This is a genomic window from Arthrobacter sp. sptzw42 (genome assembly GCF_059089685.1).
This window is the reverse complement of record NZ_JBNHEX010000008.1, coordinates 140,367-165,951: the sequence shown is the minus strand read 5'-3', so window position 1 is coordinate 165,951 and position 25,585 is coordinate 140,367. Positions and strand designations below refer to the sequence as shown.

The 25,585-nt window shown below is 65.5% G+C and carries 18 protein-coding genes and 3 pseudogenes; 7 read left to right on the top strand and 14 right to left on the bottom strand.

Features of this window, described 5'->3' with window-relative positions; translation table 11 throughout:
- Nucleotides 1–94: 94 nt before the first annotated feature.
- A pseudogene (locus AC5RT4_RS12140) lies at nt 95–1,087 on the bottom strand (IS30 family transposase); the annotation flags it as partial.
- Nucleotides 1,088–1,407: 320 nt separating this feature from the next.
- On the opposite strand from AC5RT4_RS12140, the gene AC5RT4_RS12135 reads away from it, so the two are divergent.
- A complete protein-coding gene (locus AC5RT4_RS12135) occupies nt 1,408–1,605 on the top strand; it encodes a hypothetical protein (RefSeq protein ID WP_494105880.1) in 198 nt (65 codons plus the stop codon).
- A gap of 85 nt (nt 1,606–1,690) precedes the next feature.
- Here AC5RT4_RS12135 and AC5RT4_RS12130 read toward each other — a convergent pair whose 3' ends face one another.
- Nucleotides 1,691–2,530 (bottom strand): IclR family transcriptional regulator, encoded by an 840-nt coding sequence (locus AC5RT4_RS12130; protein ID WP_494105879.1) that lies wholly within the window; start codon nt 2,528–2,530, stop codon nt 1,691–1,693.
- 244 nt (nt 2,531–2,774) lie between these two features.
- Here AC5RT4_RS12130 and AC5RT4_RS12125 point away from each other — a divergent pair, with 244 nt between their 5' ends.
- From AC5RT4_RS12125 to AC5RT4_RS12105, 5 genes and pseudogenes are all read left to right on the top strand, one after another.
- The gene (locus AC5RT4_RS12125) at nt 2,775–4,091 is read left to right on the top strand and encodes an MFS transporter (protein ID WP_494105878.1); all 1,317 of its coding nucleotides are present in this window, start codon (nt 2,775–2,777) and stop codon (nt 4,089–4,091) included.
- A 39-nt stretch (nt 4,092–4,130) separates the two neighbouring features.
- Complete coding sequence (locus tag AC5RT4_RS12120; RefSeq protein ID WP_494105877.1) at nt 4,131–5,885, top strand: FAD-dependent monooxygenase; 1,755 nt, start codon at nt 4,131–4,133, stop codon at nt 5,883–5,885.
- A gap of 46 nt (nt 5,886–5,931) precedes the next feature.
- Nucleotides 5,932–6,083, top strand: a pseudogene (locus AC5RT4_RS12115) (acetyl-CoA carboxyl transferase); the annotation flags it as partial.
- 247 nt (nt 6,084–6,330) lie between these two features.
- A pseudogene (locus tag AC5RT4_RS12110) lies at nt 6,331–6,717 on the top strand (recombinase family protein); the annotation flags it as partial.
- Between the two features lie 411 nt (nt 6,718–7,128).
- The gene (locus AC5RT4_RS12105) at nt 7,129–8,199 is read left to right on the top strand and encodes a quercetin 2,3-dioxygenase (protein ID WP_494105876.1); all 1,071 of its coding nucleotides are present in this window, start codon (nt 7,129–7,131) and stop codon (nt 8,197–8,199) included.
- A gap of 68 nt (nt 8,200–8,267) precedes the next feature.
- Here the strand turns inward: AC5RT4_RS12105 and AC5RT4_RS12100 are convergent, their stop codons facing one another.
- From AC5RT4_RS12100 to AC5RT4_RS12070, 7 genes are all read right to left on the bottom strand, one after another.
- The gene (locus AC5RT4_RS12100; protein ID WP_494105875.1) at nt 8,268–9,506 is read right to left on the bottom strand and encodes a DUF3500 domain-containing protein; all 1,239 of its coding nucleotides are present in this window, start codon (nt 9,504–9,506) and stop codon (nt 8,268–8,270) included.
- Entirely contained in the window at nt 9,484–11,238 is a 1,755-nt protein-coding gene (locus tag AC5RT4_RS12095) for an FAD-dependent monooxygenase (RefSeq protein ID WP_494105874.1), read from the bottom strand. The genes AC5RT4_RS12100 and AC5RT4_RS12095 overlap by 23 nt, the downstream gene beginning before the upstream one ends.
- Nucleotides 11,238–12,095, bottom strand: coding sequence for a fumarylacetoacetate hydrolase family protein (locus tag AC5RT4_RS12090; RefSeq protein ID WP_494105873.1), 858 nt, complete (start codon nt 12,093–12,095; stop codon nt 11,238–11,240). Before AC5RT4_RS12090 ends, AC5RT4_RS12095 begins: the two co-directional genes overlap by 1 nt.
- A 53-nt stretch (nt 12,096–12,148) precedes the next feature.
- Complete coding sequence (locus tag AC5RT4_RS12085) at nt 12,149–13,015, bottom strand: alpha/beta hydrolase fold domain-containing protein (protein WP_494105872.1); 867 nt, start codon at nt 13,013–13,015, stop codon at nt 12,149–12,151.
- Between the two features lie 115 nt (nt 13,016–13,130).
- The gene (locus tag AC5RT4_RS12080) at nt 13,131–14,111 is read right to left on the bottom strand and encodes an alpha/beta hydrolase (RefSeq protein ID WP_494105871.1); all 981 of its coding nucleotides are present in this window, start codon (nt 14,109–14,111) and stop codon (nt 13,131–13,133) included.
- Nucleotides 14,108–15,103, bottom strand: a complete 996-nt coding sequence (locus AC5RT4_RS12075) for an alpha/beta hydrolase fold domain-containing protein (RefSeq protein WP_494105870.1) — start codon at nt 15,101–15,103, stop codon at nt 14,108–14,110. Before AC5RT4_RS12075 ends, AC5RT4_RS12080 begins: the two co-directional genes overlap by 4 nt.
- Entirely contained in the window at nt 15,103–17,835 is a 2,733-nt protein-coding gene (locus AC5RT4_RS12070; protein ID WP_494105869.1) for an alpha-L-rhamnosidase, read from the bottom strand. The genes AC5RT4_RS12075 and AC5RT4_RS12070 overlap by 1 nt, the downstream gene beginning before the upstream one ends.
- Nucleotides 17,836–17,984: 149 nt before the next feature.
- Between AC5RT4_RS12070 and AC5RT4_RS12065 the strand changes: the two genes are divergently transcribed.
- Nucleotides 17,985–18,839, top strand: a complete 855-nt coding sequence (locus AC5RT4_RS12065) for an IclR family transcriptional regulator (RefSeq protein WP_494105868.1) — start codon at nt 17,985–17,987, stop codon at nt 18,837–18,839.
- Nucleotides 18,840–18,992: 153 nt separating this feature from the next.
- On the opposite strand, the gene AC5RT4_RS12060 is transcribed toward AC5RT4_RS12065, so the two are convergent.
- The 5 genes from AC5RT4_RS12060 to AC5RT4_RS12040 all read right to left on the bottom strand — a co-directional run bounded on the left by AC5RT4_RS12060 (nt 18,993) and on the right by AC5RT4_RS12040 (nt 25,544).
- Nucleotides 18,993–19,166, bottom strand: coding sequence for a hypothetical protein (locus AC5RT4_RS12060; RefSeq protein WP_494105867.1), 174 nt, complete (start codon nt 19,164–19,166; stop codon nt 18,993–18,995).
- Nucleotides 19,167–19,176: 10 nt separating this feature from the next.
- On the bottom strand, nt 19,177–21,465 hold the full coding sequence (locus tag AC5RT4_RS12055; RefSeq protein ID WP_494105866.1) for an alpha-L-rhamnosidase: 2,289 nt from the start codon (nt 21,463–21,465) through the stop codon (nt 19,177–19,179).
- Between the two features lie 61 nt (nt 21,466–21,526).
- On the bottom strand, nt 21,527–22,537 hold the full coding sequence (locus tag AC5RT4_RS12050) for an oligopeptide/dipeptide ABC transporter ATP-binding protein (RefSeq protein WP_494105865.1): 1,011 nt from the start codon (nt 22,535–22,537) through the stop codon (nt 21,527–21,529).
- Nucleotides 22,534–24,594: a dipeptide/oligopeptide/nickel ABC transporter permease/ATP-binding protein gene (locus AC5RT4_RS12045; RefSeq protein WP_494105864.1), complete on the bottom strand. Its 2,061-nt coding sequence runs from the start codon at nt 24,592–24,594 to the stop codon at nt 22,534–22,536. Before AC5RT4_RS12045 ends, AC5RT4_RS12050 begins: the two co-directional genes overlap by 4 nt.
- A complete protein-coding gene (locus AC5RT4_RS12040; protein WP_494105863.1) occupies nt 24,591–25,544 on the bottom strand; it encodes an ABC transporter permease in 954 nt (317 codons plus the stop codon). The genes AC5RT4_RS12045 and AC5RT4_RS12040 overlap by 4 nt, the downstream gene beginning before the upstream one ends.
- Between the last annotated feature and the right edge of the window lie 41 nt (nt 25,545–25,585).

Here is a 25,585-nt window from a genome sequence, read left to right as displayed (position 1 = left end):
GGAGACTCGGCTACCTCAGCCCCGACGAATACCTCGCTCACAACCTCGCCAGCGCGTAACGTTTAATTAGGAGTCCAACATTTAGGGACCAGTCCAGCAGTCCATTAGTGTTCTCGTTTGAGCCGCGCTGCCAGGGGCTCGCCGGGTCGCAGAAATACGCCGCAATCCGTGTTTGCCGCGTGAAATCCTGTTGGCAGGCCATTTCAGTGCCCTGATCCCAAGTCAGGGAGCGGCGCAGGTGGGGCGGGAGCGGTCTCATCGAATCAACTAGTCGATCGCGCAGATTCTCAGCACCACGGTTCCCTGCCAGGTGCACGAGAATGATGAAGCGCGTGGTCCGCTCGACCAGTGTGGCGATGGCCGAGCGACCGCCTTTCCCAATTATTAGATCGCCCTCCCAATGCCCTGGTACTAATCTGCCGATCACTTCCGCAGGTCTGTCCCGGATCATGACCATGTCCGGGAATCGCTTAGTCCGGTGCTCCTTCCGGCGGCGCGGCCGGCGGCCGGTCCGCCCGCTGCGCAGCGAGACGGCCGGGTCCACGGCCAGATCCAGGCTTCCTCGCCCATATAGCGCCTGATAGACAGTCTCGGGCACGACGTGCATCTCGGGTTGTCCCGGAAAATTAGCGCGTAGACGGGTGCTGATCTGGCGGGGGCTCCAGCGCTGCTGCAGGTGTTCGCGCACGAACTCCCGCAGCTCAGGGTTCGCTGCGATCTTGCCGGTTCGCTGGCGGCTCCTTCTACGCTCGGCACTCCGCTGAGCTGTTCGCGGACGGTAGTTTCCAGAGGGTTCGTGAATGTTGCGGCGGATCTCTCGGCTCACCGTGGACGGACTGCGCCCGAGTTCCATGGCGATAGCGCGAATGCTTCGCCCCGCATGCAGGAGGTCTGCGATCGTGATTCGTTCCGTCTCAGAGAGAAACCGGGCAGAGATAGCGGCCGGCCTCTTATGCGAGATGGGAGCAATCTTTTTGATATCCCCGGACTTCAGAACAACGGTGTGGCCATGCCGCCATCGTGTCCCTGAACTACGGCTGATTCCCACGATTCGGCAGGCCTCAGAATTGCCCATTCCCTGTTTCATCAGCTGATCATAGTGAGCCCGTGCAGCGTTCTTTGGAGGGGCTCCCCGTGACTTTCGTGGCCGTTTCATCTCTGCCAATTGCAACTCCTAAACACTCAGGTGTTGCAACGACCACTAGACGCCAAGCCCGCGAAATGGCTCACTTTTCGACCATCGCTGACAAGGACTGGGGTTCCAGGCCCAAGCAGGCCAGTCGGTGGATGAAACCAACGTGGTGTGCGTGTTCGTTCCAGAGGATGGCCGCGATTCGGACAGATGACCGGCGTGTTAGCCCAGATGTTCGAGGTCCTTGAGCAGGATGGGCCTTTGACCGGGAAACGGTGAGCGCTGCCCGCTTCATCACGCACCTGCGCTACTTCTTCGTCCGGACCCGCACCGGGCGCAAACTTGCCGAGGGTGCAGCCGGGCTGAATTTGGGCATCCGCCAGGCCTACCCTGAGGCGTTCGGCACGGCCTTAAGCTGCAGGCTGTCATCGAACTCCGACTCGGACAACCTGACGGAGGACGACGTGACCTAACTGACCTGCGCGGCAGGCGCCGAAACTTCAGCCTCCGACGCTCCTCGCCGTCTTCAGGTGCCCGCCTCCTCTAGCGACGGAAGGTTTAGTAAGTCGCCCCTGGCGTCTCAGATGAATGCCTGACGGCCCCGCTTACGGCGGGACTGTAACCCAGAGCCCGCGAGATCGCCCGGGCGGCAGTCCGGACGGCGGGAATCAGTTCATGTTCTGGAGCTGCTCCATCCGGCATGACGATGGACAATGCGGCAACAACCTCGGCGCCCGGACCGTAAACGGGCGCTGCCACCGAAACGGTTCGTGAAGGGACCGTGCGGCGGACGACGCTTACTCCGGCTCGTTTCACCCCTGCCAGCACGGCACGCAAATCTGTCTCGGAGAGGGGTTTGACTCCAGATATGACTTCGAGTGGCGCCGCGAGTATTTCAGCCTGAAAAGCAGGGTTACTGTGAGCCAGGAGAACCTGCCCTACGGCTGTTGTGTGTAGGGGAAGTCGACCGCCGACCCTGTAAGCGACTTCGGTGGCGTCTTTGGATGAGAGTCTGTCGATCAGCACGGCATCCCGGCCGTGGCGTACTGCCAGCAGCACGTGGTGGTGTGTGACCTCGTAGAGGTCTTCGAGATACGGGAGCGCGATCTGTCGGATTCCGTGCCCCCGCGGTGCCAGTGAGGCGACCTCCCACAGCCGCACGCCAACCACGTATCTGTCATCTTCCAGACGCTCCAAAGCACCCCACTCGGTAAGGTGCCGAAGATATCTCAGAGCGGTCGCTGACGGCATTCCGGTGGCGCGGGAAAGGTCGGTGAGGCTGAGCGCACGCCTGCTGTCAGAAAACTGCGCCAGCAGGCTTAGTGCCCTAATCAGCACGGGCTCCCCCTGGGCTGGCCGGCCGCCACGGGGAGCCCTGGAGACCTGCTTGTCCGTCACGGATCACCTCCCTTACGCCCGGCGTGTGCTTCTTATCACAAAGTCTATTTCATTCATTGAAGAAGCACCTGCCAGGATCCGGATGTCCGGGAGAGGCTAAACACACGGCAAAAGACTTAGGTTCGGCACCGTTCACACGAATAGTCCCTCTGCTCAGGACCCAGTCAGTCCTTTCGCTTTGCAACGCTGCAGTGTCCATCCTTGGTCGTTGCCGACCTAATAGTTTTCAAGGAAATCTACCCGAATGGAATCAACGATGAACTCCACGGCCTCAAAGAAGAAATCACTGCTTGGGATTTTCGTCCTGTGCTGGCTCGGCCTGCTGGCCGACGGTTATGACCTGTACGTATATGGAGCCACACTCCCCGGCCTGATCGGCGTCGCCCCCTTCAACATCACACCGGCAGCTGCTGGAGCGGTCGGCAGCATTGCCCTGGTCGGGATGCTTCTCGGGTCACTTGTCGTCGGAACCCTGACAGACCGGCTGGGACGGCGGCGCATCTTCATCGCTGCTTTGGCCTTGTTTTCCGTGGCCATGTTTGCCTGTGCCTTGGCTCCCACGTGGGAGATGTTTGCGGCGTTCCGGTTCATTGCGTGTTTCGGCGTCGGTGGGCTGCTTCCGACAGCGGTTGCCCTCGCCAATGAATTCGCAGATCCTGCCAAAAAATCCGTCACACTTGGAGCGGTACTCACCGGGCCCGCCATCGGGACCGTAGTGGCCTCCCTGACATCACTGGCACTCTTGGAACGCTACGGATTCCGGCCGGTCTACGCGGCAGGTGCCCTATCCCTCATTCTGGTGCCCATCGCCTGGCGGCACCTGCCTGAATCGCCCTCCTTCCTGCGTGCCAAGCAACTCACGGCCGAAGCCGAGAAGATCGAGGCAACCTACGGGATGACACACACCCCCGAACCCCAGGAAGTAGAGACAGTTGTCAAGTCTTCCACGCGTTCCCTTTTCCACCTCGGCTACGCACGCCCCACCATCACTATCTGGGCTATCACTGTCCTGAGCCTGCTAACGATTTTCGGCGTCAGCACCTGGCTTCCTCAGGTCATGCGCAATGCCGGCTACGGGGTAGGGTCATCCGTCTCCTTCCTCCTGGCCTATTCGGTCGGAGCCGTCATCGGAACCGTTTTGGCCGCAGCAGCCAGCCAAAAGTTCGGACCGAAGCGGATCGTTATCGTAGGTTTCGTCAGTGCAGCCGCTGCGCTGCTGCTGATGTCCACCAATCCTCCAGCGGCTGTGCTGGCCGTGCTCGCCGCGGTAGCCGGCTTTGGCGGACTCGGCACCCAGAACATGATCAACGATTACATTGCCCAGTTCTACCCCGCGGCCATTCGGGCGACAGGGCTGGGGTGGGCCTTGGCAGTCGGCCGTATCGGAGCCATTGCCGGACCGACATATGGAGCCTTCGTCATCGGATTTGGTGGAGGAGTTCCCCTTGTTGCCGCCGCGTTCGCAATTCCCGCCCTGGCCGGGGCCACGTTGATGCTCCTCGTTCCAGCCAAAGCTGCTCCGCTCGCTTCAACCGTGCCCCAGCCCGAACACGTTCGCTAACACGGCTGTACGCACCAATTTCTTCCAGAAAGGCGAACAATGCTGATACACACTGACCTTCACACATTGCCTTCCCACGCACCCGTGCTCATCAGCGGAGGGGGACCGAGCGGCTTATTCCTGGCTCTTGATCTAGCCGATCGCGGCGTCCCGAGCATTGTTGTAGAGCCGAGGACGGAAATCGATCCCAGGCGGCCCCGAGCTAAGACGACCAATGCGCGGACCATGACCCATTTGCGAAGGTTGGGCCTGGCGGATAAGCTCCGCGCGGCCGCACCACTTCCTGTGGACTACAGCCAGGACGTCATCTTTTGCTCAAGCTTGGCCGGCCATGAAGTTACCCGGTTTTCCAACGCCTTCCAGCTCGCCACCGGGGCCTATGATCACCAGCCGGAGTGCGGGCAGCAGGTTCCGCAACCGGTCCTCGAAACAGTCCTCCGGCAAGCCGTTCACGAATCGGACCTTGCGGTCCTCCACACAGGCCTGAACGTGGCCCACGTTGACCCGGATTACGATGCAAATTCAACGGGTGCGGCCTTGCAGCGCGTACACATCTCCAACGAGGCGGGCGAAGAGCGAACTCTCCTCGCTGAGTACGTTATTGGAGCAGATGGCGGAGCGTCCACTGTACGCAAAAAACTGGGGATCAGCCTCGAGGGAGGCTCCGCGGCCCGCTCAAACCTCAGCGTGCTATTCCGCTCCCAGGAGCTGGCAAAAACACTTGTTCTGGATCCGGCGGTCCAATACTGGGTTATGGCCCCCCAAGCCGCTGGCATGATCGGCCGAATGGATTTGAACGACACGTGGTGGGCGATCCTTCAGGGCGTGGATCCGCAAAACCGGGACTTCGACCCGAGGCAAGCCATCCGAACCATGGCCGGCGCCGATGTGGACATCGATATTATTGCCGAGGACCCATGGACCGCCCGAATGCTCCTCGCCAACCGGTACTCTTCGGGAAGTATCTTCCTCATCGGAGATGCCGCCCACCTGAACCCACCCTGGGGAGGGCACGGCTTCAACACCTGCATCGGCGACGCGGCGAACCTGGCCTGGAAACTGGCGGCTAGGTACCACGGCTGGGGCGGTCCCTTGCTGTTGGATAGCTACGAACCGGAACGCCGCCCCGTTGCTGCCCGTACCATCCGGGACGCTGCCAGCAACGGAAACGCTCTCGCCTACGACTTTGCCAACGAAAACCTCAACAAATCCGGCCCGATCGGAGAGGCCGCCCGCACGCAAGCAGCGGAGGCTCTGGAAGTAAAGCGCAGCGAATTTCATTCCCTCGGCCTGGTCCTTGGCTACAACTATGCAGGGTCTGCAGTCATCTCCAATGACCGCTCCCCAGTGCCCGCTGAAGACCCCATCGTGTACCAACCGTCCGCCGCGCCCGGATGCCTGCTTCCTCACGTGTGGCTGGACAACAGCCAATCAATTTACGACCAACTGGGACCGGGCTTCACCCTCTTGGCCGACGCCGAGTGGCTGGCTGGAGGAGACTCCGACGAGGTTTTCTCTTCTCTCCCGGCCGCAGCAGCAGCGGCCGGGATACCCCTGGCGGTACGGGCTGTGCGGCAGCAGGATGACAGCCTGCCCTTGGCAGACTGTTGGGAGGCCCCGATGGTACTCGTCCGCCCTGACCAGCACATCGCCTGGCGGGGAGAGGATCCCGATCGCGCAGCAGCGGCATTGCATTTGGGTGCCGGCTGGATCAACAGCTCTGGTATCCGTTCAATTCGCCACCCGCAGCCCTCACCAACGCACCGTGGTCAGCTAACTGGATCAGCAGGCTAACGGCCTTTACCTCACACCCCTGCGGCATAACTTAGCGCGTCTCGTGCGTGCCACGCGTCTGAGACTTCCCCTCCTTGTCTCCCCCTTATCAGGGGGAACCAGGCTGCAGGAGGGAACTGTTGCACGGATTACAGGAGCCGTTCTCGCCCACAAAGCCGCGAAACTCCCGTACCTCGTCTACTTCGGCATCCAACAACCGAATCAGGGATATTCAATTGCGAAGTATTCGTGCTTTTGAAAACGCTGCAGGGCCAGCCCTGCTCAAAGGGTCGGTGAAACAGGCCTCTTGTGTAGCCGGACTCGTTAGTCCAGAGAAAGCGTGGCAACGGTAGGCAGTTCGTCCAGTTTGGGCACACCCAAACCTGACGAACCGGGGCAGCATGCCTTGACTTTCTTCTGACAGGGGCCTTGAGCTCAACCTGACAGGACGAGCTTGGAGGCACAGGTGGCTGGACAGCGGATCGGGTACGCGGGTGAGCACGCTGGACCAGAACGAGAAGCGCCAGCTCGAAGGCCAGGTTCTGGACCGGGTCTTCACGGACAAGGCCTCGGGCAGGGACACCGCGAGACCAGAGCTTACAGAGTTGCTGCGGTTCGCGCGAGATGCAGACACCGTGGTGGTGCACAGCATGGACCGGCTGGCCCGGAACCTCGATGAGCTGCGTGCTCTTGTCCAGGGACTGACACGCAAAGGCTTGCGAGTGGAGTTCGTCAAAGAGAGCCTGGTCTTCACTGGCGAGACTCCCCCATGGCCAACCTCATGCTCTCCGTCATGGGAGCGTTCGCCGAATTCGAACGCTCCCTCATCAGGGATCAGCAGGGAAACGGTTTACCAGTACCTGCGCCAGGCCACGCTCGAAGTGAGCCGTTCCCCTGCCTGTGCCGTCAATGTGCAGGACCTGGTTCAGACGAGTTTGGTTACCTGGCAGGTGTGGCCGGCCGCACGGAGTCACTGTATGAGCACGTTGCCGAGTGCAGTGGCCGGTGTCAGCGACCCTTTCGCGGTCGGCAGCCGGTCACCATCGAGGGCAAGAGCGAGTGCAGTCTAGCCTGCATCACGGCGGTGGCGGCATAGCCGGGATCACCGGGGCCAGCAGCAATCGCCTGGTATCGGTGGCCGTCCTCGGTGCGGGCAGTGCAATAGGTTTTCGTCTAATGAAAACCAGGCTCGGCTGCGTCCGGAAGGGCAGGTCATGATGGAAGTCACATTCCGGCCTGGCCGGACGAGCCGAAAGAAGGAACTATGTCCCTCAGCGTGGAGGAAATGAACCAGCAACTGCCGGCGGCCAACACCCTGCCCGGCGAAGCCGTCCCCTACTACATGGCATCAGGCGAAGGTGCCCGCTACGAGATCAACGGCCAACTGATCACCGTCATCGCCCGCGCGGTGGACACCGGCGGTATCTTTAGCGCCGCGTACATTTCCGGCGGAATGGGTGCCGAATCGCCGTTCGTCAGCCACAAGGTGGAGCACAAAACCCTTTACGTCTTCGACGGCATCCTACACGTCTGGCTCCCCGGCGAAAGTCGCATCCTCACCCCCGGTGACTCCGTAGTCATCCCGCCCAACACACCCCACGCCTACCGCATGGCCAGCCACTACACGCGCTTCCTCAACTGGATGACGCCCGGTGGCGCCGAGGCCTACTACGAGCGCGTCGGGACCCCCATTGATTCCCACGTCCCTCCCGTCCGCGCCGGCCACAAGGCCGGCCTCCAGGAGCAGGCAGAGGTGGGTGCCGAGTTCGGCATCACCTTCCCGGACGTTGAGCGGGTGGAGCCTGCGTTCAAGCACGACTCCGGCCTGCCGCCCACGCTGAGCCCCTACTTCCTGAGCGCGCACGAGGGCGAGCGTATGGTCAGCTACCAGACCATGTTCACCTACCTGTCACGGCCCGCGAACACCGGCTCGAATTACTTTGCCGTGCACACCAAGGGCGCCAAAACCCCCTACATTCCGCTGCACTTTCACAGCGAGCACACGGAGAACTTCCTGGTCACCGAGGGGCGGATGTGGCTCTACGCCAACGGCCGGGAAATGCTGTTGACCAAGGGTGACTTCGTCCACGCGCCCGCCGGCACCATCCACTCCTTCGCCCTGGACTCGCACAACACGCAGATGCTGGGCTTCCTCACGCCGTCGGTCTTCAACGGGTTCTTCGAGTACTTCAACACCCCCACCGAGGACCACATGTTCACCGAGGGCGGCGAGCCCTACATGGACATGGAAGGCTTCGGCCGGGCGCAGGCCGAGATGGACCTCACCGTCGTTGGCCCGCCGCCGCAGCGACGCGTTGCCCTGGAAATCTCCTAGCGCTTTCCACAGCAGCCAATGGCCCGGACTTCCGAGGAAGTCCGGGCCATTGGCTTTGATACAAGGCGCTAGCGGGGCGGGCGCTGCTTGACGAGTTCGCGGCCGTAATCGTTGCCGTTGAGCGTGCGGACCACGGTGTGCATATGGAACGGCGCAGGCTCGGCGTTACTGAGGAACACTCCGGTGTGGTGGCCCAGCTCCAGGATCACGACCGGGCTCTGCAGGCGGAAGTAGAAAGCTGCCTCTCCCTCCCAGCCGCCGATCCAGCTGAAGAAGCTCTCATCATAGTGCTCTTGAATCTCGCGCCACCGGGCAGCCCGGGGACCGTCTGGAAGATACGCAATGAAGTCGTTCACTACGGCGTCCAGGATGCCCCGGGCGTCCGCCGGCATGTCCACCACACGGATGCCTTCGTAAGGGATCACCCGGTTGTCCTGGAAGCAGCCGCCGAGGTGCCGCTCATCGCCGGGGTGGAGGCGGCTTTCAGGCATTGCCGGATCCACCATTGATTCGTAGACAACAGCGCGTGCCCGGAGTTCTGGGGGCAGGGTTCCTATTAGCTCACGCGCCAGGGCAATCCGCTCCTTGAAGACCGCCACGCCCTGGTATGGCCCGGCGTCAATGACGTCCGGCTCGGCTCCCATGAACACCGGCGAGATGACCAGCTGGGTTCCGGCCACCAGGCAGTTGAGCGCGGCGTGGTGGCCAAACAGCTGCCACCCCCATGGCTCGGTTTCTGACGGTTGCCCGTAGAGCGCGAAGTTGTAGCTGTACTCATTCATCAGCAGCGGCAGTTCCACCAGTTCGCCGAGGAAGCGGTTGATCCGCATGAGGTTGCGCAGCAGCTCGAAGCCGGACGGGCTCAGCGATGCTTCCACCACGGCGAACACGGCATCGCGTACGGTGGCATCCAGCTCGTCCAGCCGCAGGCCAGTATCGTGCTGCATGAACTCCGGGTTCGCCCAGCTCTGCCATTCGGGCGCGTCCACCACGTACGTCAGCTGCGCGACTTGCTCAAGAGTCAAGTACTCGAGGAGTTTGCGGGCCACGGCTGCCATTTCGGCGGTGGGCGCCTCTTCCCCGGCCCGCGCCGGGGCGAGGGGAAACAACCCATGGCGGCGGACGCCATCGTTCGTGATGCCTGTGAACGGTTGCGGATACAGCTTCTTCCAGCCCTCGATCATGGGCCCGGCAAAGGAATCTTTGGTGGCCGCCTCGGCGTACTCGCGGGCGTTTAGGCCGCGGATCTCAGCCACGCGCGGGTGGTCAGGGGTGAAAAGATAATCACGGAACGACGACGCGGACACGGGCCTTCCCTTCCTGCTCGTTGTGCTGGTTCTGCTGCTGCTCCCCGTCCTCGGTCATGTGCCAGCCAGCGGCCACTGCCAAGGCAGCTGCTGCTGCCTTGGCCGAGCTCCCCCGCCAAGCCACGTGCTGGTCCGGGCGGACAAGGACGGCGTCGGCACCCCATAGGTCGGCAGGTGACGTCCCGTCGTCGAATGGCCCGATGGGGGCAATCGTCACCGGGATGCCCTTGCGGTCCGCTGCCAGGGCGACGCGAGTGAAGTCGTCCTCCGCCGGACTGCCGGCCAGTGCCGCGGCGTCAACGAGAAGGGTGAAGCCTTGGCCCAGCAGGTCGTAGACCGAGGCGGAAGCGTCTAGCCAGGCATGCGGAAGCAGGGCGCCCGGGCTGGCGGACGGAACATAGACGATGGGGTCTTCCAACGAGACCCGCGACCCGTCAGGGACCACCACCGGCGATTCCCCGTAGGCGTACCCGAGGACCAAACCCAGGGAGTCAAACTCGCTCCGCTTTATCGCTAGGGCGTCGTGGGCAGCGTCCCGGGCGGCCGCACCTGCAGACCCCTCGGCCAGGAGCGCGGGATCGGCAAAGTGGTAGGCCAGGGCTTTGCCGTTGGTGGCGGCGTCGCTGATCGTGCGGGCCGCCACCGGGCGGCGCTCGGCTTCGTAGCTGTCAAGCAGGTCCGGGCCCGCCCAGCCGGCGAACATTCCGGCAAGTTTCCAGGCGAGGTTGGCGGCGTCGCCCACGCAGGTGTTGAAGCCGTGCCCGCCCCACGGCGGGTTGAGGTGGGCGGCATCGCCCATCAGGAACACTCCCCCGTGGCGATATTCCGGGGCCAGCAGCATTCGCGCCGTCCACGGATCGGTGGCCAGGACTTCGATATCGACGTCAGGTCCCACCAGGGAGTGCACCATCGCATCGGCCTTGCTTTTGTCCACCAACTCCTGCGGGTCGACCCCCTGGATGATGGCCCACCAGGTGCCGTCAAGGTCCATCGGGCCCACCATCCCCGAAGTGTCCGCACCGGCCACCCAGTACTGCACCGCCGGCTCCAAGGCTAGCGCTGACGCAAGCCCCTCGGACCGAAACAGGATGCTGATGTTGGACAGTGCCGCGGAGCCGCCTTCCAGGCGGATGCCGAGGCTGCGGCGGACGGTGGAGGAAGCACCGTCGGCGCCGATCACAAACCCGGCCGCAACAGTGCGCCGGGCACCGGAAGGGCCAGAAATCACGGTGGTGTACCCGGTCACGGAATCCTCAACAGCCTCCACACTCCATCCGGTCAGCATCGTCACCAGTGGCGACCGGGCGGCGGCGGCACGCAGCACCTCCTCGAGCACGGGCTGCGGAACCTGCTGGCCGCACTCGGGTTGCGGCCCGTACCGGCCGGGAACCAGCTGGAAGGCGTTCGGGAACCTGCGCAGTTCATGCGCGCCGGGGCCGGTCAGCCCGGTACAGAAACTGACGTCCTGGGAGTAGCCCACTGGAAGCGGGGATGCGGCGCGGAGCGCATCGGCCAGGCCAAGCCTGCGCAGGTGGGTCATGGTGCGGGCGTTGGTGGTTTTGGCGCGCGGCCGGGCGTGGTCCACGGTGTCCCTCGGCTCCACCACCAGGCTGGGCACGCCACGGGAGGCCAGGTCCAGGGCCAGGAAAAGGCCGCTGGGTCCGCCGCCGGCTATCAGGATTTGCGCCTCCGCTGGGATGTGGTCCGAGGATGCGAAACGGTGTGTGACCATCAGGCATGGCTCCGCAGGGATGGCCTGCCCACCGGGGTGGTCAGGGTTCCGAGCTTCTCGATCTCCACTTCCACGGTGTCGCCGGGCTGCAGCAGCCACTGCGGGGTGCGGGCGTAGCCCACCCCTTCGGGAGTTCCCGTGGCGATGACGTCCCCGGGGTGCAGGGTCAGGGTCTGGCTGATCAGGGAGATGATGGCCGGGACGGAGAAGATCATGTCCCGGGTGTTGCCGTTCTGGACCTCGGTGCCGTTCACCCTGGTGCGCACCTGCAAGCCATCGCGGAGGTCGCCCACTTCGTCCCGGCTAACCAGGGGCCCCAGCGGACCGGTGAAGTCGCCGTTCTTGCCCAGTGTCCACTGGCTGGTGAGTTTCTGGGCACGGCGGGCTGTGATGTCATTGAAGGTGGAGTAGCCGAAAACGGACTTCGCAGCTTCGGCCTCGTCAGCCGATTCCACGCGCCGGCCGATGTAGGCCGCCACTTCGCCTTCCCAGTCCAAACCGGCTTCGCCCGCCGGGACCGGAACAGGGACGTTGCTTACCGAGAGTGATGCCGTCCAGCGCCCGAACAGCGTGGGATAGGGCGGCAGGTCCTGGTCCTTGTAACTGCCTTCTGCGGCGTGGGCTTTGTAGTTCAGCCCTACGCAGATCACACGTGCCGATGCGGGGACGGGCGGCACTTCGGTAACGTTTCCACGCTCAAGCCAGGTGCCGGCGTCGGCCGTCAGTGTGGTGGCCTTGTCCTGCCAGCCCGAGGGGCCAGCCCAGAAATCGGCAACGGGGGCGAGTGGAAAAAGGTGCGGATGCACGAGGGCCGCAGCCCACGGCTCGCCTTGATGGATGATCCCAACAAACTGCATAGGAGGGCCTTTCAGGTCTTGCCGGGCACAGGGGTGCCCCGGGTTGTCGAAGGTCAGGAGGTGTGCGCCTGGCGGCGGAAAAAAGCGATAGTGGCCTCGGTCGCTCTTACAGCGGCGACAGTATCCTGCTCCGGCAGCTGCCACATGTGGTCGGCACCTTCAATGAGCAAGAGTTCGACGTCGGTGCCGGCGGCTTCCAGCGCGGCGGCCAGCGTTGAAGACTGGGCTGGCGGGACGAACCGGTCCGCGGTGCCGTGCGCCAGAAAGAAGGGCGGGGCCGGGTTGCCGGCGTAGGTGAGGGGGCTCGCCGCCGCGGCCTTGTTCGGCACCTCGGCCGGCCGGGCGCCCAGGAGCAGCGCCTCGCGGGAACCGGGGTCATCTGCGCTGGCCACAGCGTTCGGGAGCCGCTGCTCACCCATCCGGAGGAGATCCGTGGGCGGGTACCAGGCGGCGACGGCGGCAACGGCGTCGCTCACGTTCCCGCTATCACCCGCGTATTCCGCCGATCCGGCGGTCAGGCCTACCAGGCTGGCCAGGTGACCGCCGGCTGAATCACCCCAGGCGTAGATGCGGTCCGGGTTGACCTTGTAGTCCGCGGCATGGCCGCGAAGCCAGCGAACCGCGGCCTTTGCATCCAGGAGTTGGGCAGGGAAGTGCGCGACCGAGCTCAGCCGGTAGTCGGCGGAAGCTACCACAAAACCGGCGTCCACAAGTAGCTCGATCGGGCTGATACCCAGAGAATCCACCTGCGGGCCGAGGGAGGAGCGGCCGCCCACGCGCCAGCCGCCGCCGTGGAAGTGGACCACCGCGGGCAGCGTTTCGGACTGCGGGGTGGCGGGGAGATAGAGGTCGAGGAGCAGCGGGGCAGAGCCCCCGGGGTGGGCAAACACGATGCCCCTGAGGACCCGCCCTGCCGTCATCGTTGACTCCATGTCTTACCGTGCCGTTTCATCCTTGCCCCGGGCCACCTGTGTGGACCGCGTTCACTGTTCAACCTTCGCGCACAGGCAGTCCGCGCCGCGTGGCTGGTTTCGCTCAATGAAACAGCGCCTTCGCTGACGCCAGTTCCCTTGCGAGAAAATCCAGGACGGGCTGCGCTTCCGGGCTGCCCGCGGCGTGGTTAAGGTGGCCGTGGACAGCGTCGCGGGCCAGGAAAAAGGAGACGGGCACGTCCGCCTGCTCAAGGCTGGCGGCGAAGAGCTCGGAGGAGCCGCGGGCGTCGTCGTACTCACATGCGACGATGGCTGTCGGCGGCAGCCCGGATGGGTCCGCGTATCCCGGCATGGCGTACGAGGACGCCATGCTGACCGGCCCGCCCACATAGTTTTCAGCCTGGCGCACGCAGTCCTCGAGAGTGAACCGCAGGTGCCTCGGCAGCGTCCCCATCACTTTCTCGTCCAGTCCGCCCACGGGTGGTGGCAACTCCGCGTGGAGGAAGGGGTAGGCGAGCAGGAGCTTGGCGGGAAGCGGCTTTCCGGCGTCGGTCAGGTACAGTGCGGCGCCCACGGCGAGGTTTCCGCCTGCGCCTGCCCCACCCAGGCACAGGAGTTCTGGATTCAGCCCCAACCCGGCCGCGTGCTTGCGGACCCAGAACCAGGCGGCGAGTGCATCCTCGTGGGGTACCGGGAAGTGCACCCCGTCGCGGGCCAGCCGGTAATCGACTGACAGCACCGGCGTTCCGGAGGACGCAAGGACCCTTCCCAGGTAGTCGGATTCGGGCATGTCCAGGCTGCCGCTGACAAAGCCGCCGCCATGCAGCCACACCAGCGCCGGGCCGGCCGCCCGTGAGGGTTCCCCGTAGATCCGGATATCCACCGGCCCTCGGCGGCCATCCGCGGTGACTGTCCGCACGGGAACGTCCGGGCCGGCCTGGCCCGACAGGGTTTGCGGCCCTTCTGGGGCGGCCAGGTATTGGGCGAACCCGGCATCGGGAGCCAGTTTGCTGTCGGGACCGGGCGACACATCGGTAGCGCCCTCAGATGCGGGCGCGGAGGCATCCCGCTGGGCGGCTGTCATAGCTTGCCCAACTTCCCGGAGAAGAAGCTGACAGCAGCCGCAAGGATGGCGTCCAGCTGGTCTTCGGCGCCGAAGAAGCAGTGGTCCCCGCCCTTGACAGTGATCACCTCATGCTCCACGCCGGCTTCCGCCAGTGCCGCGGCCAGTAGATCCGTCTGCGAATGCGGCACCAGGCCGTCACTGTCCCCGTGGATGAGCAGGAACGGCGGAGCGTGGGGGGTCACGTAACTGACTGGGCTGGCAGCTGCCAAAAGTGCCGGGTCGTCCGAGCCGCCCACCAGCATGTATTCCGGCTGCAAGGGCATCCCGGCCGGAACGGCGGCGGTCAAGGCCGGCGGGAACAGTCCCGTCGGTGTATTCAGCGGCGGGATGTCCACGAGCGAGGATACGCCGTAGAAGTCGACGACGGCGCTGACGGCGCTGGAGTGCCCCTGCACACCGAGCCCGCCGTGCAGGTCCTCCCTGCTTCCGGCTAGTCCCAGCAGTGCGGCGAGGTGGCCGCCGGCTGATTCACCCCAGGCCCCGAAACGCTCCGGGTCCACGCCGAGGTCCCCCGCAAACTCACGCAGGTAGCGGGCGGCAGCTTTCAGGTCGTGCAGTTGCCCCGGAAACGGGGCTTCGAGTGAATGCCGGTAGTCAACGGTGGCGCAGGCAATCCCTGCCTCGTTGAGCAGCCGGAAGAGGGAGTCAGGCGCGAAGGTGGGCGGCAGCTCGCGGCGGTCACCTAGTTGGAATGCTCCGCCATGGACCCATATCACCAGGGGCACGGGTCCACCCGTGGCCTGGCGAGGTAGCCAGATGTCCATCTTAAGCGGCCGGAACCCGATGGTCTTCGCGTACGTGACTTCGCGGTGCACTGCCGAAACGTCGGACACATTCTCGGGGATGCCCGGGGTGTCAAAAACCGGAAAAGGGGGAACGTCCACCGCACCGGGCCGGGCAGGATCAAACGGTCCGGTTTCGTAGGCCTCGGCGGCTTCGCTGACGCTCATTACATGCTCCTTGCAGGTTGGGGATTTGAGGAGACCTCGGCGGTGAAGTGATGGGTTCCCGGCCCGACGACGGCGGAAGGCTGGCCGGGCAGGCGGACCTCGGCAGTGGTCCCCGCCGGGACGCTGGCACGAAGCTGCAGAGCGCCGTCGTCCGTTGTCCACTCCACCTCGATCAGGCCCCGCGGGCCCTGGTGCGACGTGGCGGCGGAGGTGAGCCCGGCGCCGGGGCACGGCTCGATAATGATCCGCTCGTACCCTGAACTGCCAGGGGCTTGGCGCAGGCCGGCTGTGTAGCGGTGGAGGAAGGACGCCACTGCGCCCTTGCTGTAATGGTTCAGCGACTGGTGCGGGGTACCGTCAGCGTCGATGCCGTTCCACAGCTCCCACATAGTGGTGGCACCGCGGTCCACCATGACGAGCCAGGACGGTTCCGAGTCCTGCATCAACAGCTCGTAGGCCAGGTCTAGTTCACCGTTGTCCGCCAGGACAGGGAGCAGGTAGGGCGTGGCCAGGAAGCCCGTCCCTACATGGGTGCCGGCGGCCTCGACCAGCGAAACCAGCTGGGCTGCGACGGTTGCGCGCCGCTCCGGGCTGACGAGTTCAAACGCAAGCGCCCGGACGCAGTTGGCCTGGCTTGCCTGCGTTACCTGCCCTGATGACTCCAGGTACTCCGTTTCCCACGCCTGCCGGACATCCTCCGAGAGGGCGGCGAGGGCGGCAGACTGCTCCGGGAGGTCAAGGACGGCAGCAATCTTCGCCATCAGCGCGCTGGTGTTGCGGTAGTAGGCGGTGGCCACGATGCCGTGGTCAGCGGACCGGGCTGCGAACAGGTCAGGTTCCGGGCCGCCCGGTTCCATCCATTCGCCCCAGTGGAAGCCGGTGTCCCAGAGGTACTGTTCGTGTGGGGCAGGCGTGAGATTCGCGGTTGCGCGGTCCGGGTGCCGCTGCGATTCGGCGGTGGTCCTGACGAAGCCCAGCCAGCGCTTCATCGCCTCCCAGTTCTCCGCCAGGATTTCCGGATCGCCGGAGGCCAGGTAGACCTCCCACGGCACCATCACCACTGCGTCGCCCCAGCCCGCCGAACCGTTCACAAAAGCCATGAAGTCGGCAGACGTCACGTCCGGACCGGGCGACGGCGAAATGTTGGCAACAACCCCGTTCTCCCACTGGTCCGCGCTGACATCGTTGAGCCATTTGCGTGAGAAGCCGGTTACGTCGTACAGGTAAGCGGCGGCGGGGACGAACAACTGCCAGTCCCCCGTCCAGCCTGCTTTTTCCCGCTGCGGGCAGTCGGTGGGGATCTCGCAGGCGTTGTCCCGGAAGCTCCACCGGATGATGTCGTGGAGCTTGTTGAGCCGTTCGTCACTGCAGGTGAAGGTTCCGAGGGGTTCCAGGTCCGTCTGGACCAGGCAGGCGGTGATGTTCTCTGCCCCCAAGTTCGGGGTGAGGCCCTGCACGGACACGTACTGGAAGCCGTGGGTGGTATGCCGTGGTTCAAACGCCTCCCCGGTGGCACCCGACGCCGTCACCTGGTCAACCTGCCCGGCGGGCAGGAACTGGCCCGGGCGGCGGAAATCGAGCGGGCGCAGGTGGTCCTGGGTCACGTCACCGTCGGCCTCCAGTGCCTCGCCGTATACGAGGGTGACGGTCTCCCCAGATGCCCCGAGTCGGGTAAGCCGGACCCATCCGTGGATGTTCTGTCCGAAGTCCACCACTTGGTGCCCGTTGGCGAGGCGGGTAATGGAGACGGGCGCAAGCTCTTCCACAATGCGGGTGGGCGGCGCCACGGGCCCTGTGAGGGCTTCGTAGCTGCACTGACGTACTACGGCGGAACTCCTCGCGGGTGCGCTGACGCCCTCGGGCGCCACGCTGCTTCCGCGCCGGAAGTCGACGCGCTGCCCTGCCATGAGGTCCGCGCTGAGGACCTCCGTTACGGAAACCAGCCAGGACTCATCGGTGCCGATGACCGTCCTGCTGTTCTCCGACTGGATCTCCAGCTGCGCAAGGAGGGCTGTATGCCTGCCGTACATGTCGGCGTCGCGCGTGAACCCGAACGTCCCCCGGTACCAGCCGTCAGTCAGGACGGCACTGATGGTGTTAATGCCGGGGCGCAGCAGGGCGGTGACGTCGTAGGCCTGCACCTGCAGGGTGGTGTTGTAGCTTGTGGAGCCGGGCGTGAGCTGATGGTCGCCCACACGCTGCCCATTGAGGAACAGCTCGTAGATGCCGTGAGCCGTGGCGTAAACGCGCGCTGCTTCGGGGACTGCGTTCAGGGTGAAGGATTTCTGCAGGGCATAACCGGGGCGTTCAGTGGGGGCGGGAACTTCGGGTTCAACCGGGCCGATCCATCGGGCGGCCCAGTCCGAGGAGTGCAGGAGTCCCAGTTCCACGGGCATGGGCCCGGACCAGGCACTTTCGGTTTCGGTGCCATCGGCATCAGTGGCCCAAGTCCGCACCCGCCATTCAAAGCGGCTGCGGGAGTGCAGTGCCGGCCCGGAGTACGGCACCAGGCGATGTTGGGCAGAATCTACCCGTCCAGTGTCCCAGCCGTTGCTTGCCGTGATCCGGTAAGCAACCTGCCCTGTTGCTCCTTCCGGCAGCATCCAGTTGAGGCGGGGCCGGGTGGTGGTGATGCCTATCACCTCGCGGAGGTGCTCAACGCGAAGCCGGGCGGGCGCGGCAGACGTCAGGAGGCTTTCCCCGACGCCGGCGTCGGGACTGGTGGAGGTCATGCAGGAGGCTCCTGAACGTGGGACAGCTGGAGTTCCAGCTTCGTTTCGGGAGGGGAGCCGGTCACAGTCTTCTTTCATTGGTTGGAATGATATTGTGTTCCAGCTCACGGACTCCGGTCCGAACTTCCAACGGCGCAAGGACCCAGGCAATGACTGTCCCCCTGGACACCGACATCGACACCGACGCGGGCATCAACACCGCTCCTACCCGCGGGAAGCGGCCCAAGCAGGGCGAACCCGTGATTGACCGGGCGCTGAGTCTGCTCGCGGTCTTTTCCGACCGCCGTCGGGCGCTCACCCTCTCGGAGCTTGCCCGCCATGCCGGAATGCCCGCGCCCACGGCCCTGCGGCTCATCTCCCGGTTGGTGGCCTGGGGCGCGCTGGAGCGGCTCGACGACGGCCGATACGTAGTAGGGGTCCGGCTGTGGGAAGTCGCGTCCCTGTCCCCGCGTGGCCACGGGGTTCGGGAGATTGCCCTGCCCTACCTTGAGGACCTGTTCGAGGTGACCCGGCACCACGTCCTGCTGGCCGTCCGGGACAACGAGGAGGCGGTGCTCATCGAACGGCTGTCCTCCAAGGACGCGACAGAGGTGGCGTACCGTGTGGGCGGGCGCGCCCCGCTCCGGTCCACCGCCGTCGGCCTGGTCCTGCTGGCCGGCGCAGACCAGCAGTTCCAGGAGGCCACGCTGCGGAAGCCGCCCGAAAAAGAGCCCGGGGTGGACCAAATGCCCGAAGGCCAGCTGCGCCGGACTCTGTCCGACGTCAGGCGCACCGGCGTAGCCATGATCCGCCGCTCGCTTCCCTCGAGAACCGTATCTGTGGCATCACCGATCTTTGACGCCCAGGGTGCGGTGGTGGCTGCCCTGTCGATTGTGGTGCCAGACGGTGCAACGCCGCCCAACGTGTTGGCCCCGGCGGTCCGGGCCACGGCGCGTGCCGTATCCAGGAATCTGGGCCACCACGCCGAGGTCAGCCCGGGGGTGCGGACTCACTCGGAGGGGTGACCTACTGCCTCAGGCCCGGCTCGGCCCTTCAGTCCTTGCCGGAGTAATGAAGGCGCCGAACTAGGATCTCACCCTCCGCGGCGAAGACACCAAAGACCCTGCTCGTGAGAGCCTTGGCAATTTCGAAGGTCCAGTGCCGGCCGTCGAGTTCGGTCAGCAGCAGTTCTTTTCCTCTATTGGCATTCCAAAGGGGACGCGGTCACCAGTCACCAGGACGTTCACTTCGGGGCCGCAGAGCAAGAGGATGTGCGCCAGGGCCACTAGCCCGTCGGGATCACCGCCGAAGTCGTTATCAATGATTAGCAGCTCCCCTGAAGTTTCAGCCACACCACAACGCCTACACTCCCGCCTGGACGGGCAGCGCGGCAGGCGCTGTAAAGCTGTGCGTTCCGGCACCGACGGTGCGGTGCTCACCGTCCGGAAGTACGACGTTGGCCTGGACTCCCTCGGGGACGGTCAGCTTGAGGTAGAAGAAGACAGCGTCGTGTTTCCATTCCACGCGGATGGTTCCGTGCGGCGTCTTTTGTGAAGTCTTGGCCCAGTCGATGCCTTCACCGGGGACGGGCGCGATCCGGACCTTGCTGTATCCAGGGGCCGCAGGGCTGATGCCGCCGATGGTTTCGTGCATCCAGTCCGCCACGGCGCCGAGTGCGTAGTGGTTGAAACTGGTCATCTCGCCGGGGTTGATGGTGCCGTCCGGAAGCATGGAGTCCCACCGCTCCCATACCGTGGTGGCGCCCATGGTCACCGGGTAAAGCCAGGACGGGCAGCCCTCCTCCAGCAGCAGGCGGTAAGCCTCCCCGCTGTGCCCGGTGTCCGTGAGGGCGCCCGTGATGAACGGGGTACCGGCGAAGCCCGTGGACACGCGGTAGTTGTTCTTCCGCACCAGCTCTGCGAGCCGGTTCCCGGCAAAGTTGATTTGCTCGGCGCTGGGCAGGATCCCGAACGCGATCGCCAGCGCATAGACAGTGGTGCAGTCGCTGTGGACGGTGCCGTCAGCGGACACGTAGTGCTCCAGGAATGAGGCCTGGACCCGTTCCGCCAGCTGCTCGAAGTGCTCTGCGTCGTTGTGATGCCCCAACAGCCGGGCGGTCTTGGCGGTGATGGTGGCCGTGCGGAACAGGCAGGTGGTGGCCACCACCCCGGTGTCCGCCTTGGCTGCCCACGGCTGGTCCGGTGCGGCGTCCGGGTCCAGCCAGTCACCGAACTGGAAGCCTGAGTCCCACAGCCCGGCGGGTGAGAGCAGGCCCTCTACCCGGCGGGTGTGCGCTGCCATCGATTCGTATTGGCTCTGCAGCACACTGAGATCGCCGTAGGCTTCCCACAGCGCCCACGGCACCCAGACGGAGGCCTCGCTCCACAGCGCGGAGGATTCCGGCGCCGGGAACCCGGCTGGCCGCGGGTTGTATTTGAGGGCGTCGGGAACGGTGATGGGCACCAGCCCGTCAGCTGCCTTCTGCTCCGCCGCCAGGTCAAGGAGCCAGTCCTGCAGGAAGCCCCTGACGTCGTACAGGAACGCCGCCGTGGGGGCGAACACGGCGATGTCACCGGTCCAGCCGAGCCGCTCATCGCGCTGCGGGCAATCGGTGGGCAGGTCAAGGAAGTTGCCCCGCAGCCCCCAGACGATGTTGCGGTGCAGCTGGTTAACCAGTTCGTTTGAGCACTCGAAGGTGCCGATGCGCTCCAGTTCCGAGTGGACCACTACGGCCTCTACCGCGTCCTCGCTGAGGCTACCCGGCCAGCCGCTGATTTCGGCGTAGCGGAAACCATGGAACGTTTTGGTGGGCTCGAAGAAGTCCTCACCGCCGGACAGGATGAACGTGTCCGCCGCCTTGGCACTCCGCAGTGGACGGACACCCAGCTCCCCGTCCTCCAGCACCTCGGCGTGGCGCACGATGATGCTGTGCCCCGCCTCGCCTGTCACGCTGAACCGCAGCCAGCCCACCAGGTTCTGGCCGAAGTCCACGAGGGTCTTGCCGCTGGGCGACGTGAAGATCTGCTGGGGTTTGACGACGGCGGTGCGCACCACGGGCGGGCCCACCGGCTCCGCCAGCCGGCCGGCGTCGAACTCCATGACATGCACCCCGGCCCATGTCCCGCCGTGGTCGAAGCCTGGCTCCGCCCAGCCGGGCTGGTTGCGCCGGGCGTCGATGGTCTGCCCGTCGTAAAGGTCGTTGAACGTGGTGGCGGAGGGCCCGGACTGCCAGGACGGATCCGACGCGACGGACTGGACGTAACCGTCCTCGAACTCAACATCCAGCTGCCCGAAGAACCCCAAGCGATCCCCGTAGAGGTTGGACAGGCCGTGCCAGGCGAGGCGTCCGCGGTACCAGCCGTTGCCCAAGGAGACCCCGATGACGGTGGTGGGCTGCACCAGCGGCGTTACATCGTAGCTGCGGTACCGCAGCCGCCACTCGTAGGAGCTCCAGCCGGGGCTGAGCACGTCCCCGCCCACCGGAACCCCGTTGATCAGCGCCTCGTAAACGCCGAACGCGGTGGCCCGCAGCGTCGCCCGGGCCACTGCCCCGTGGCCCTCTTCCAGCTGGAATTCCGTGCGCAGGAGCGGGGCGCCGTCGAAGTCTTCTGCGGGAGTAATCATGGCTGCTTGCCAGGGTGCCAAGGGCATGGGGTGGGTCCGTTCTGCTGGCCGTCAGCGCGTGACGGAGGGTCAGTTGTCAAAAGAAAAGTCAGGAGGCGTAGTGGCAGGCGACCTCGGAGCCGCCCACCTGCCGAAGGGCGGGACGTTGGTCGCGGCAGAGGTCCGTGGCCAGCGGGCAACGGAGCCGGAACGGGCAACCGCCCGGGCCGGGCACGGCAGCCGCGCCGGTGCGGACACCCAAGGACTCCCGCGCTTCCCGACGGGCAGCCTGCTCGCCCGGCCGCGGCACAGGGGACGCCGCAACAAGGGCCTGGGTGAACGGATGCTTGGGGTTTTCGGTGACGGCCGCTGCGGGCCCGCTTTCCATCACCTGGCCGCGGTATAGGACCACAACGCGCTGGGCCAGGAACTGCACCACGGCGATGTCATGGGCGATGAACAGGTAGCCCAGTCCGCGCTCGTCCCGGAGGTCGGCGAGGAGGTTCAGCACCTGCGCCTGGGTGGAGAGGTCCAGGGCGCTCACCGCCTCATCGCAGACCACCAGGTTGGGATCGCAGATCAGGGCGCGGGCCACCGAGATGCGCTGCCGCTGCCCGCCGGAGAACTGGCTGGGGTACCGGTTCACGGCCTCGCGGGGCAGGCCCACACGTTCCAGCATGTCCTCAGCGCGCTGCCGGGCCTCCACGGGGGACACGCCACGGAGGCGGAGCGGTTCTGCCAGGGAGGAACCCACCGTATTCCGCGGGTTCAGCGAGGAGTTGGGGTCCTGGAAGACGGCGCGCAGTTCGCTGCCCAAGGCCCGGCGCTGGGCAGCGTCGGCGGACGTGATGTCCTTCCCCTGGTAGGTGATGGACCCGCCGGAGACCTTCTGCAAACCAAGGATGGCCTTGCCGATGGTCGATTTGCCCGAACCGGATTCCCCCACCAGCCCCACGGTTTCACCGGGGGCAATGCTGAAACTGACGCGGTCGACGACGGCGGGCGCCGTGGCTGCCTTGCGGCCCCGTCCGTAGCGGACCACCAGGTCCTTGACCTCCAGCAGCGGCCGGGTGGCGCCGGGCAGCGGGGCTTCCGGGCGGACCGAAGTTGCGGTGCTCATGCGTGATCCTTTTCGACAGTCCGGGTTTCAGACAGGCTCAAAACGTGATGGCTGGGTACGTCGGTGGCCACCCAGTCCAAGCCTTCGACCGCGAGTTCGTCCGCTTTGACACAGCGGACCACGCCGTCGCCGGTTCCGGAGGGAAGCAGCGGGATGGGCACCAGGCAGGCGGAGCCGGCGAACTGGCAGCGGGCGGCGAAGCGGCACGTGCTGGGCCAGTCCTTGGGCTGCGGAACCTGGCCGCTGATGGTGGCCAGCCGTTCCGGCATGTCCGCGGCGTGGTTAGCGTGCGGGTCAGCAGCGAGCAGCGCCAGGGTGTAGGGGTGGCGGGGGTTGTCCAGGATGCTGTCCGTGCGGCCGTTCTCCACCACCTCACCGGCGTACATTACGGCCACCTGGTCGCAGAGGTCGGCCACAACGCCAAGGTCGTGCGTGACCATGACCACCGACATTCCGGTGTCCTTCACCAGGCTCCGCAGGAGCGAGAGGATCTCGGCCTGCACGGTGACATCCAGCGCGGTGGTGGGTTCGTCCGCGACGAGCAGCCGGGGCCGGCCGGCGAGTGCCAGGGCGATGGCCACGCGCTGGGCCATGCCGCCGCTGATCTGGTGGGGGTAGGTCTTCAGGATCCGGGCGGCGTCCACGATGCCCACCTTTTCCAGCAGGCTGAGGGCTTCTGCCTTCGCTTCAGTCCTGCCCATCCCGCGGAGCCGGCGGACGGTGGCGGTGAGCTGGTAGCCCACGGTGAACATCGGGTCCAGGGCCCGCATGGGTTCCTGCGAGATGAGGGCGACGTCGCGGCCGCGGATGCCTTCCATGTCCTTCTCATTGGCCGCGGCCAGATCCTTGCCGTTCCAGAGGATCCGGCCGCCGGTTACCGAGACTCCGGAGGGCAGCAGGCCGAGCATGGCCAATGCCGTCATGGTTTTCCCGCAGCCGGATTCGCCCACCAGGCCCAGGACTGTGCCGGGTTCGACGTCGAAGGAGACGTCCGTGACCAGGCGGACTCCGTTGTTCACACCTACGGAAAGGTTACGGACACTGAGCGTGTCCCGGGGAGCATCCTTGGGAGCCGGGGCAGCGGCCGCAATTGCCTTAAGAGCTTTGGAACGCTGGCGCCGCGCTGCAGCGGAGGGCAGGTGCGAGGCGGTGGCGTTGGGTGCCTTGCCCAGGGCGTTACCGATGGCGTTGGCGGCCAGGACCGTCAGGGCCAGCACGGCGCCTGTGGGGACCATCAGCCACGGCGCGTCGTAGACGTGCTGCGAGGCGCCCTGGATCATGCCGCCCCAGCTCGGTTCCGGGATGGGCGGGCCGAACCCGATGAACGCCAGGCCGGCCTGGATGAGCATGCCCACGGCGAAGATCAGGGCAGCCTGCACCACGATCGTGTTCGTGAGACCGGGCAGCACGTGGCGGAAGCTGATGCCGGCGATGCCCATGCCGTCCACCTTGGCCGCGTCCACGTACAGCTGGGACTGAAGGGACTTGGCCTGGCCGAGCATCACGCGGTAGATACCGGCCGAGATCAGCACGCCCAGGATGCCCATGATCAAAGGAATGTTGGTTCCCACGGCGCCGATGACGGCAAGAATGATTACGGTTCCGGGAAGCGACATCATGATTTCGGTGACGCGGCTGATGATGTTCTCCACGCGGTCACCGGCGGCTGCGGCCAGCATCGCCAGGAGTGTTCCGAGGCCGACGGCGACAATCACCGTGATCATCGAGGTCCCCAGGGTGCCGGCTGCTGAGGCGAAGATCCGGCTAAGGATGTCGCGGCCCAGTTCATCTGTGCCGAGCCAGTGGGCAGGGGTGGGGCCGGACAGGACGGCGGTGAAGTCCTGGTCCTCGGTCTTAAACGGCAGCCACAGCGGCGCCGTTAGGGAGGCGGTCACCAGCGCGGCCAGCCACACCACTCCTGCGACGCTCCCCGGTGAGCGGAACAGCTTGCTGCCGGAAAATTTCTTCACCGCACTTTGGCGGGGCGCCTTGGGAAGGACGGCAGCCGCCGTCGGCTCCGCTGAGTCTGCAGGTGCGGGGGCAACGTTGGGAATCATGAGGCACGCAACTTCGGGTCGAGGAACTTGGTGGCGAGTTCCAGCACCAGGTTGACGGCGACCACCACCACGGTGGCGATCACCACCACGCCCTGGACGGACGGGGCGTCATGGGTGCTGACGGAGTTCTGGACGGCCTGGCCCAGGCCGGGCATGGCGAACAGTTGCTCTGCGATCACGGAACCGCCGAAGAGCTGGATGAACTGCAGCGCGATGCCGGCCACGATGGGGAGGCTGGCGTAGCGCAGGGCGTGGACATAGAGAATCTTCCAGGTGGGGGTGGCGGTGGCCCGGAGGGTCCGGATGTGCTCCTGCTGCAGGGCCTCGAGCATGGAGGCCCGGGTCTGGCGGGCAATAAACGCCGCACCGCCCACGGCCAGGGTGATGACCGGCAGCGCCAGGGACAGTGCCCAGTCCTGCGGCGAGACCTCGAACGGGACGTAGCCGGTGGCCGGGAAGACGGAGGACTGGACAGCCAGGAGGTACACGAAGATGATGCCGATCCAGAAGGCCGGGAGCGCCACGGCCATGCCGGCGACGCCGCCGATGATGCGGTCAACCAGGCCACCGCGGACGGCCGCGGTGACGCCCAATGCGATGCCGAGGACGGCGCTGAGCAGGGTGGCTCCGGCCGCAAGGGAGGCCGTGACGGGAAGCCTGCTGGCCAGGTCGTCGCTGACTGAGCGGCCGTCGATGAGCGAAATTCCAAGGTCGCCCTGCACTGCGGCACCGAGCCAAGTGAAGAACTGGACCACGAGGGGATCGTTCCAGCCCAGCCGCTGGTTGACTTCAGCAATCGCTTCCTCGCTGGCGCCGGCGCCGAGGGACACGGCTCCCGGGCTGCCGGGCATTGCGTGCACCAGCAGGAATGCCAGCACCGCAACCACCAGCACGGTGGCCAGCGCCATCAGCAGGCGCTTGGTGATGAATAGTGCCATGGTGACCTCCATCGGTCAGGCCCTTGCCGGGCGGGGCGCTCCTGGTTGAAAAG

What these genes read in the sequence shown, in the direction of transcription:
- AC5RT4_RS12125 (WP_494105878.1), top strand. Translation starts at nt 2,775, where the DNA reads ATGGAATCAACGATGAACTCCACGGCCTCAAAGAAGAAATCACTGCTT.
- AC5RT4_RS12120 (WP_494105877.1), top strand. Translation starts at nt 4,131, where the DNA reads ATGCTGATACACACTGACCTTCACACATTGCCTTCCCACGCACCCGTG.
- AC5RT4_RS12105 (WP_494105876.1), top strand. Translation starts at nt 7,129, where the DNA reads ATGTCCCTCAGCGTGGAGGAAATGAACCAGCAACTGCCGGCGGCCAAC.
- AC5RT4_RS12095 (WP_494105874.1), bottom strand. Translation starts at nt 11,238, where the DNA reads ATGGTCACACACCGTTTCGCATCCTCGGACCACATCCCAGCGGAGGCG.
- AC5RT4_RS12090 (WP_494105873.1), bottom strand. Translation starts at nt 12,095, where the DNA reads ATGCAGTTTGTTGGGATCATCCATCAAGGCGAGCCGTGGGCTGCGGCC.
- AC5RT4_RS12085 (WP_494105872.1), bottom strand. Translation starts at nt 13,015, where the DNA reads ATGACGGCAGGGCGGGTCCTCAGGGGCATCGTGTTTGCCCACCCCGGG.
- AC5RT4_RS12080 (WP_494105871.1), bottom strand. Translation starts at nt 14,111, where the DNA reads ATGACAGCCGCCCAGCGGGATGCCTCCGCGCCCGCATCTGAGGGCGCT.
- AC5RT4_RS12075 (WP_494105870.1), bottom strand. Translation starts at nt 15,103, where the DNA reads ATGAGCGTCAGCGAAGCCGCCGAGGCCTACGAAACCGGACCGTTTGAT.
- AC5RT4_RS12070 (WP_494105869.1), bottom strand. Translation starts at nt 17,835, where the DNA reads ATGACCTCCACCAGTCCCGACGCCGGCGTCGGGGAAAGCCTCCTGACG.
- AC5RT4_RS12065 (WP_494105868.1), top strand. Translation starts at nt 17,985, where the DNA reads ATGACTGTCCCCCTGGACACCGACATCGACACCGACGCGGGCATCAAC.
- AC5RT4_RS12055 (WP_494105866.1), bottom strand. Translation starts at nt 21,465, where the DNA reads ATGCCCTTGGCACCCTGGCAAGCAGCCATGATTACTCCCGCAGAAGAC.
- AC5RT4_RS12050 (WP_494105865.1), bottom strand. Translation starts at nt 22,537, where the DNA reads ATGAGCACCGCAACTTCGGTCCGCCCGGAAGCCCCGCTGCCCGGCGCC.
- AC5RT4_RS12045 (WP_494105864.1), bottom strand. Translation starts at nt 24,594, where the DNA reads ATGATTCCCAACGTTGCCCCCGCACCTGCAGACTCAGCGGAGCCGACG.
- AC5RT4_RS12040 (WP_494105863.1), bottom strand. Translation starts at nt 25,544, where the DNA reads ATGGAGGTCACCATGGCACTATTCATCACCAAGCGCCTGCTGATGGCG.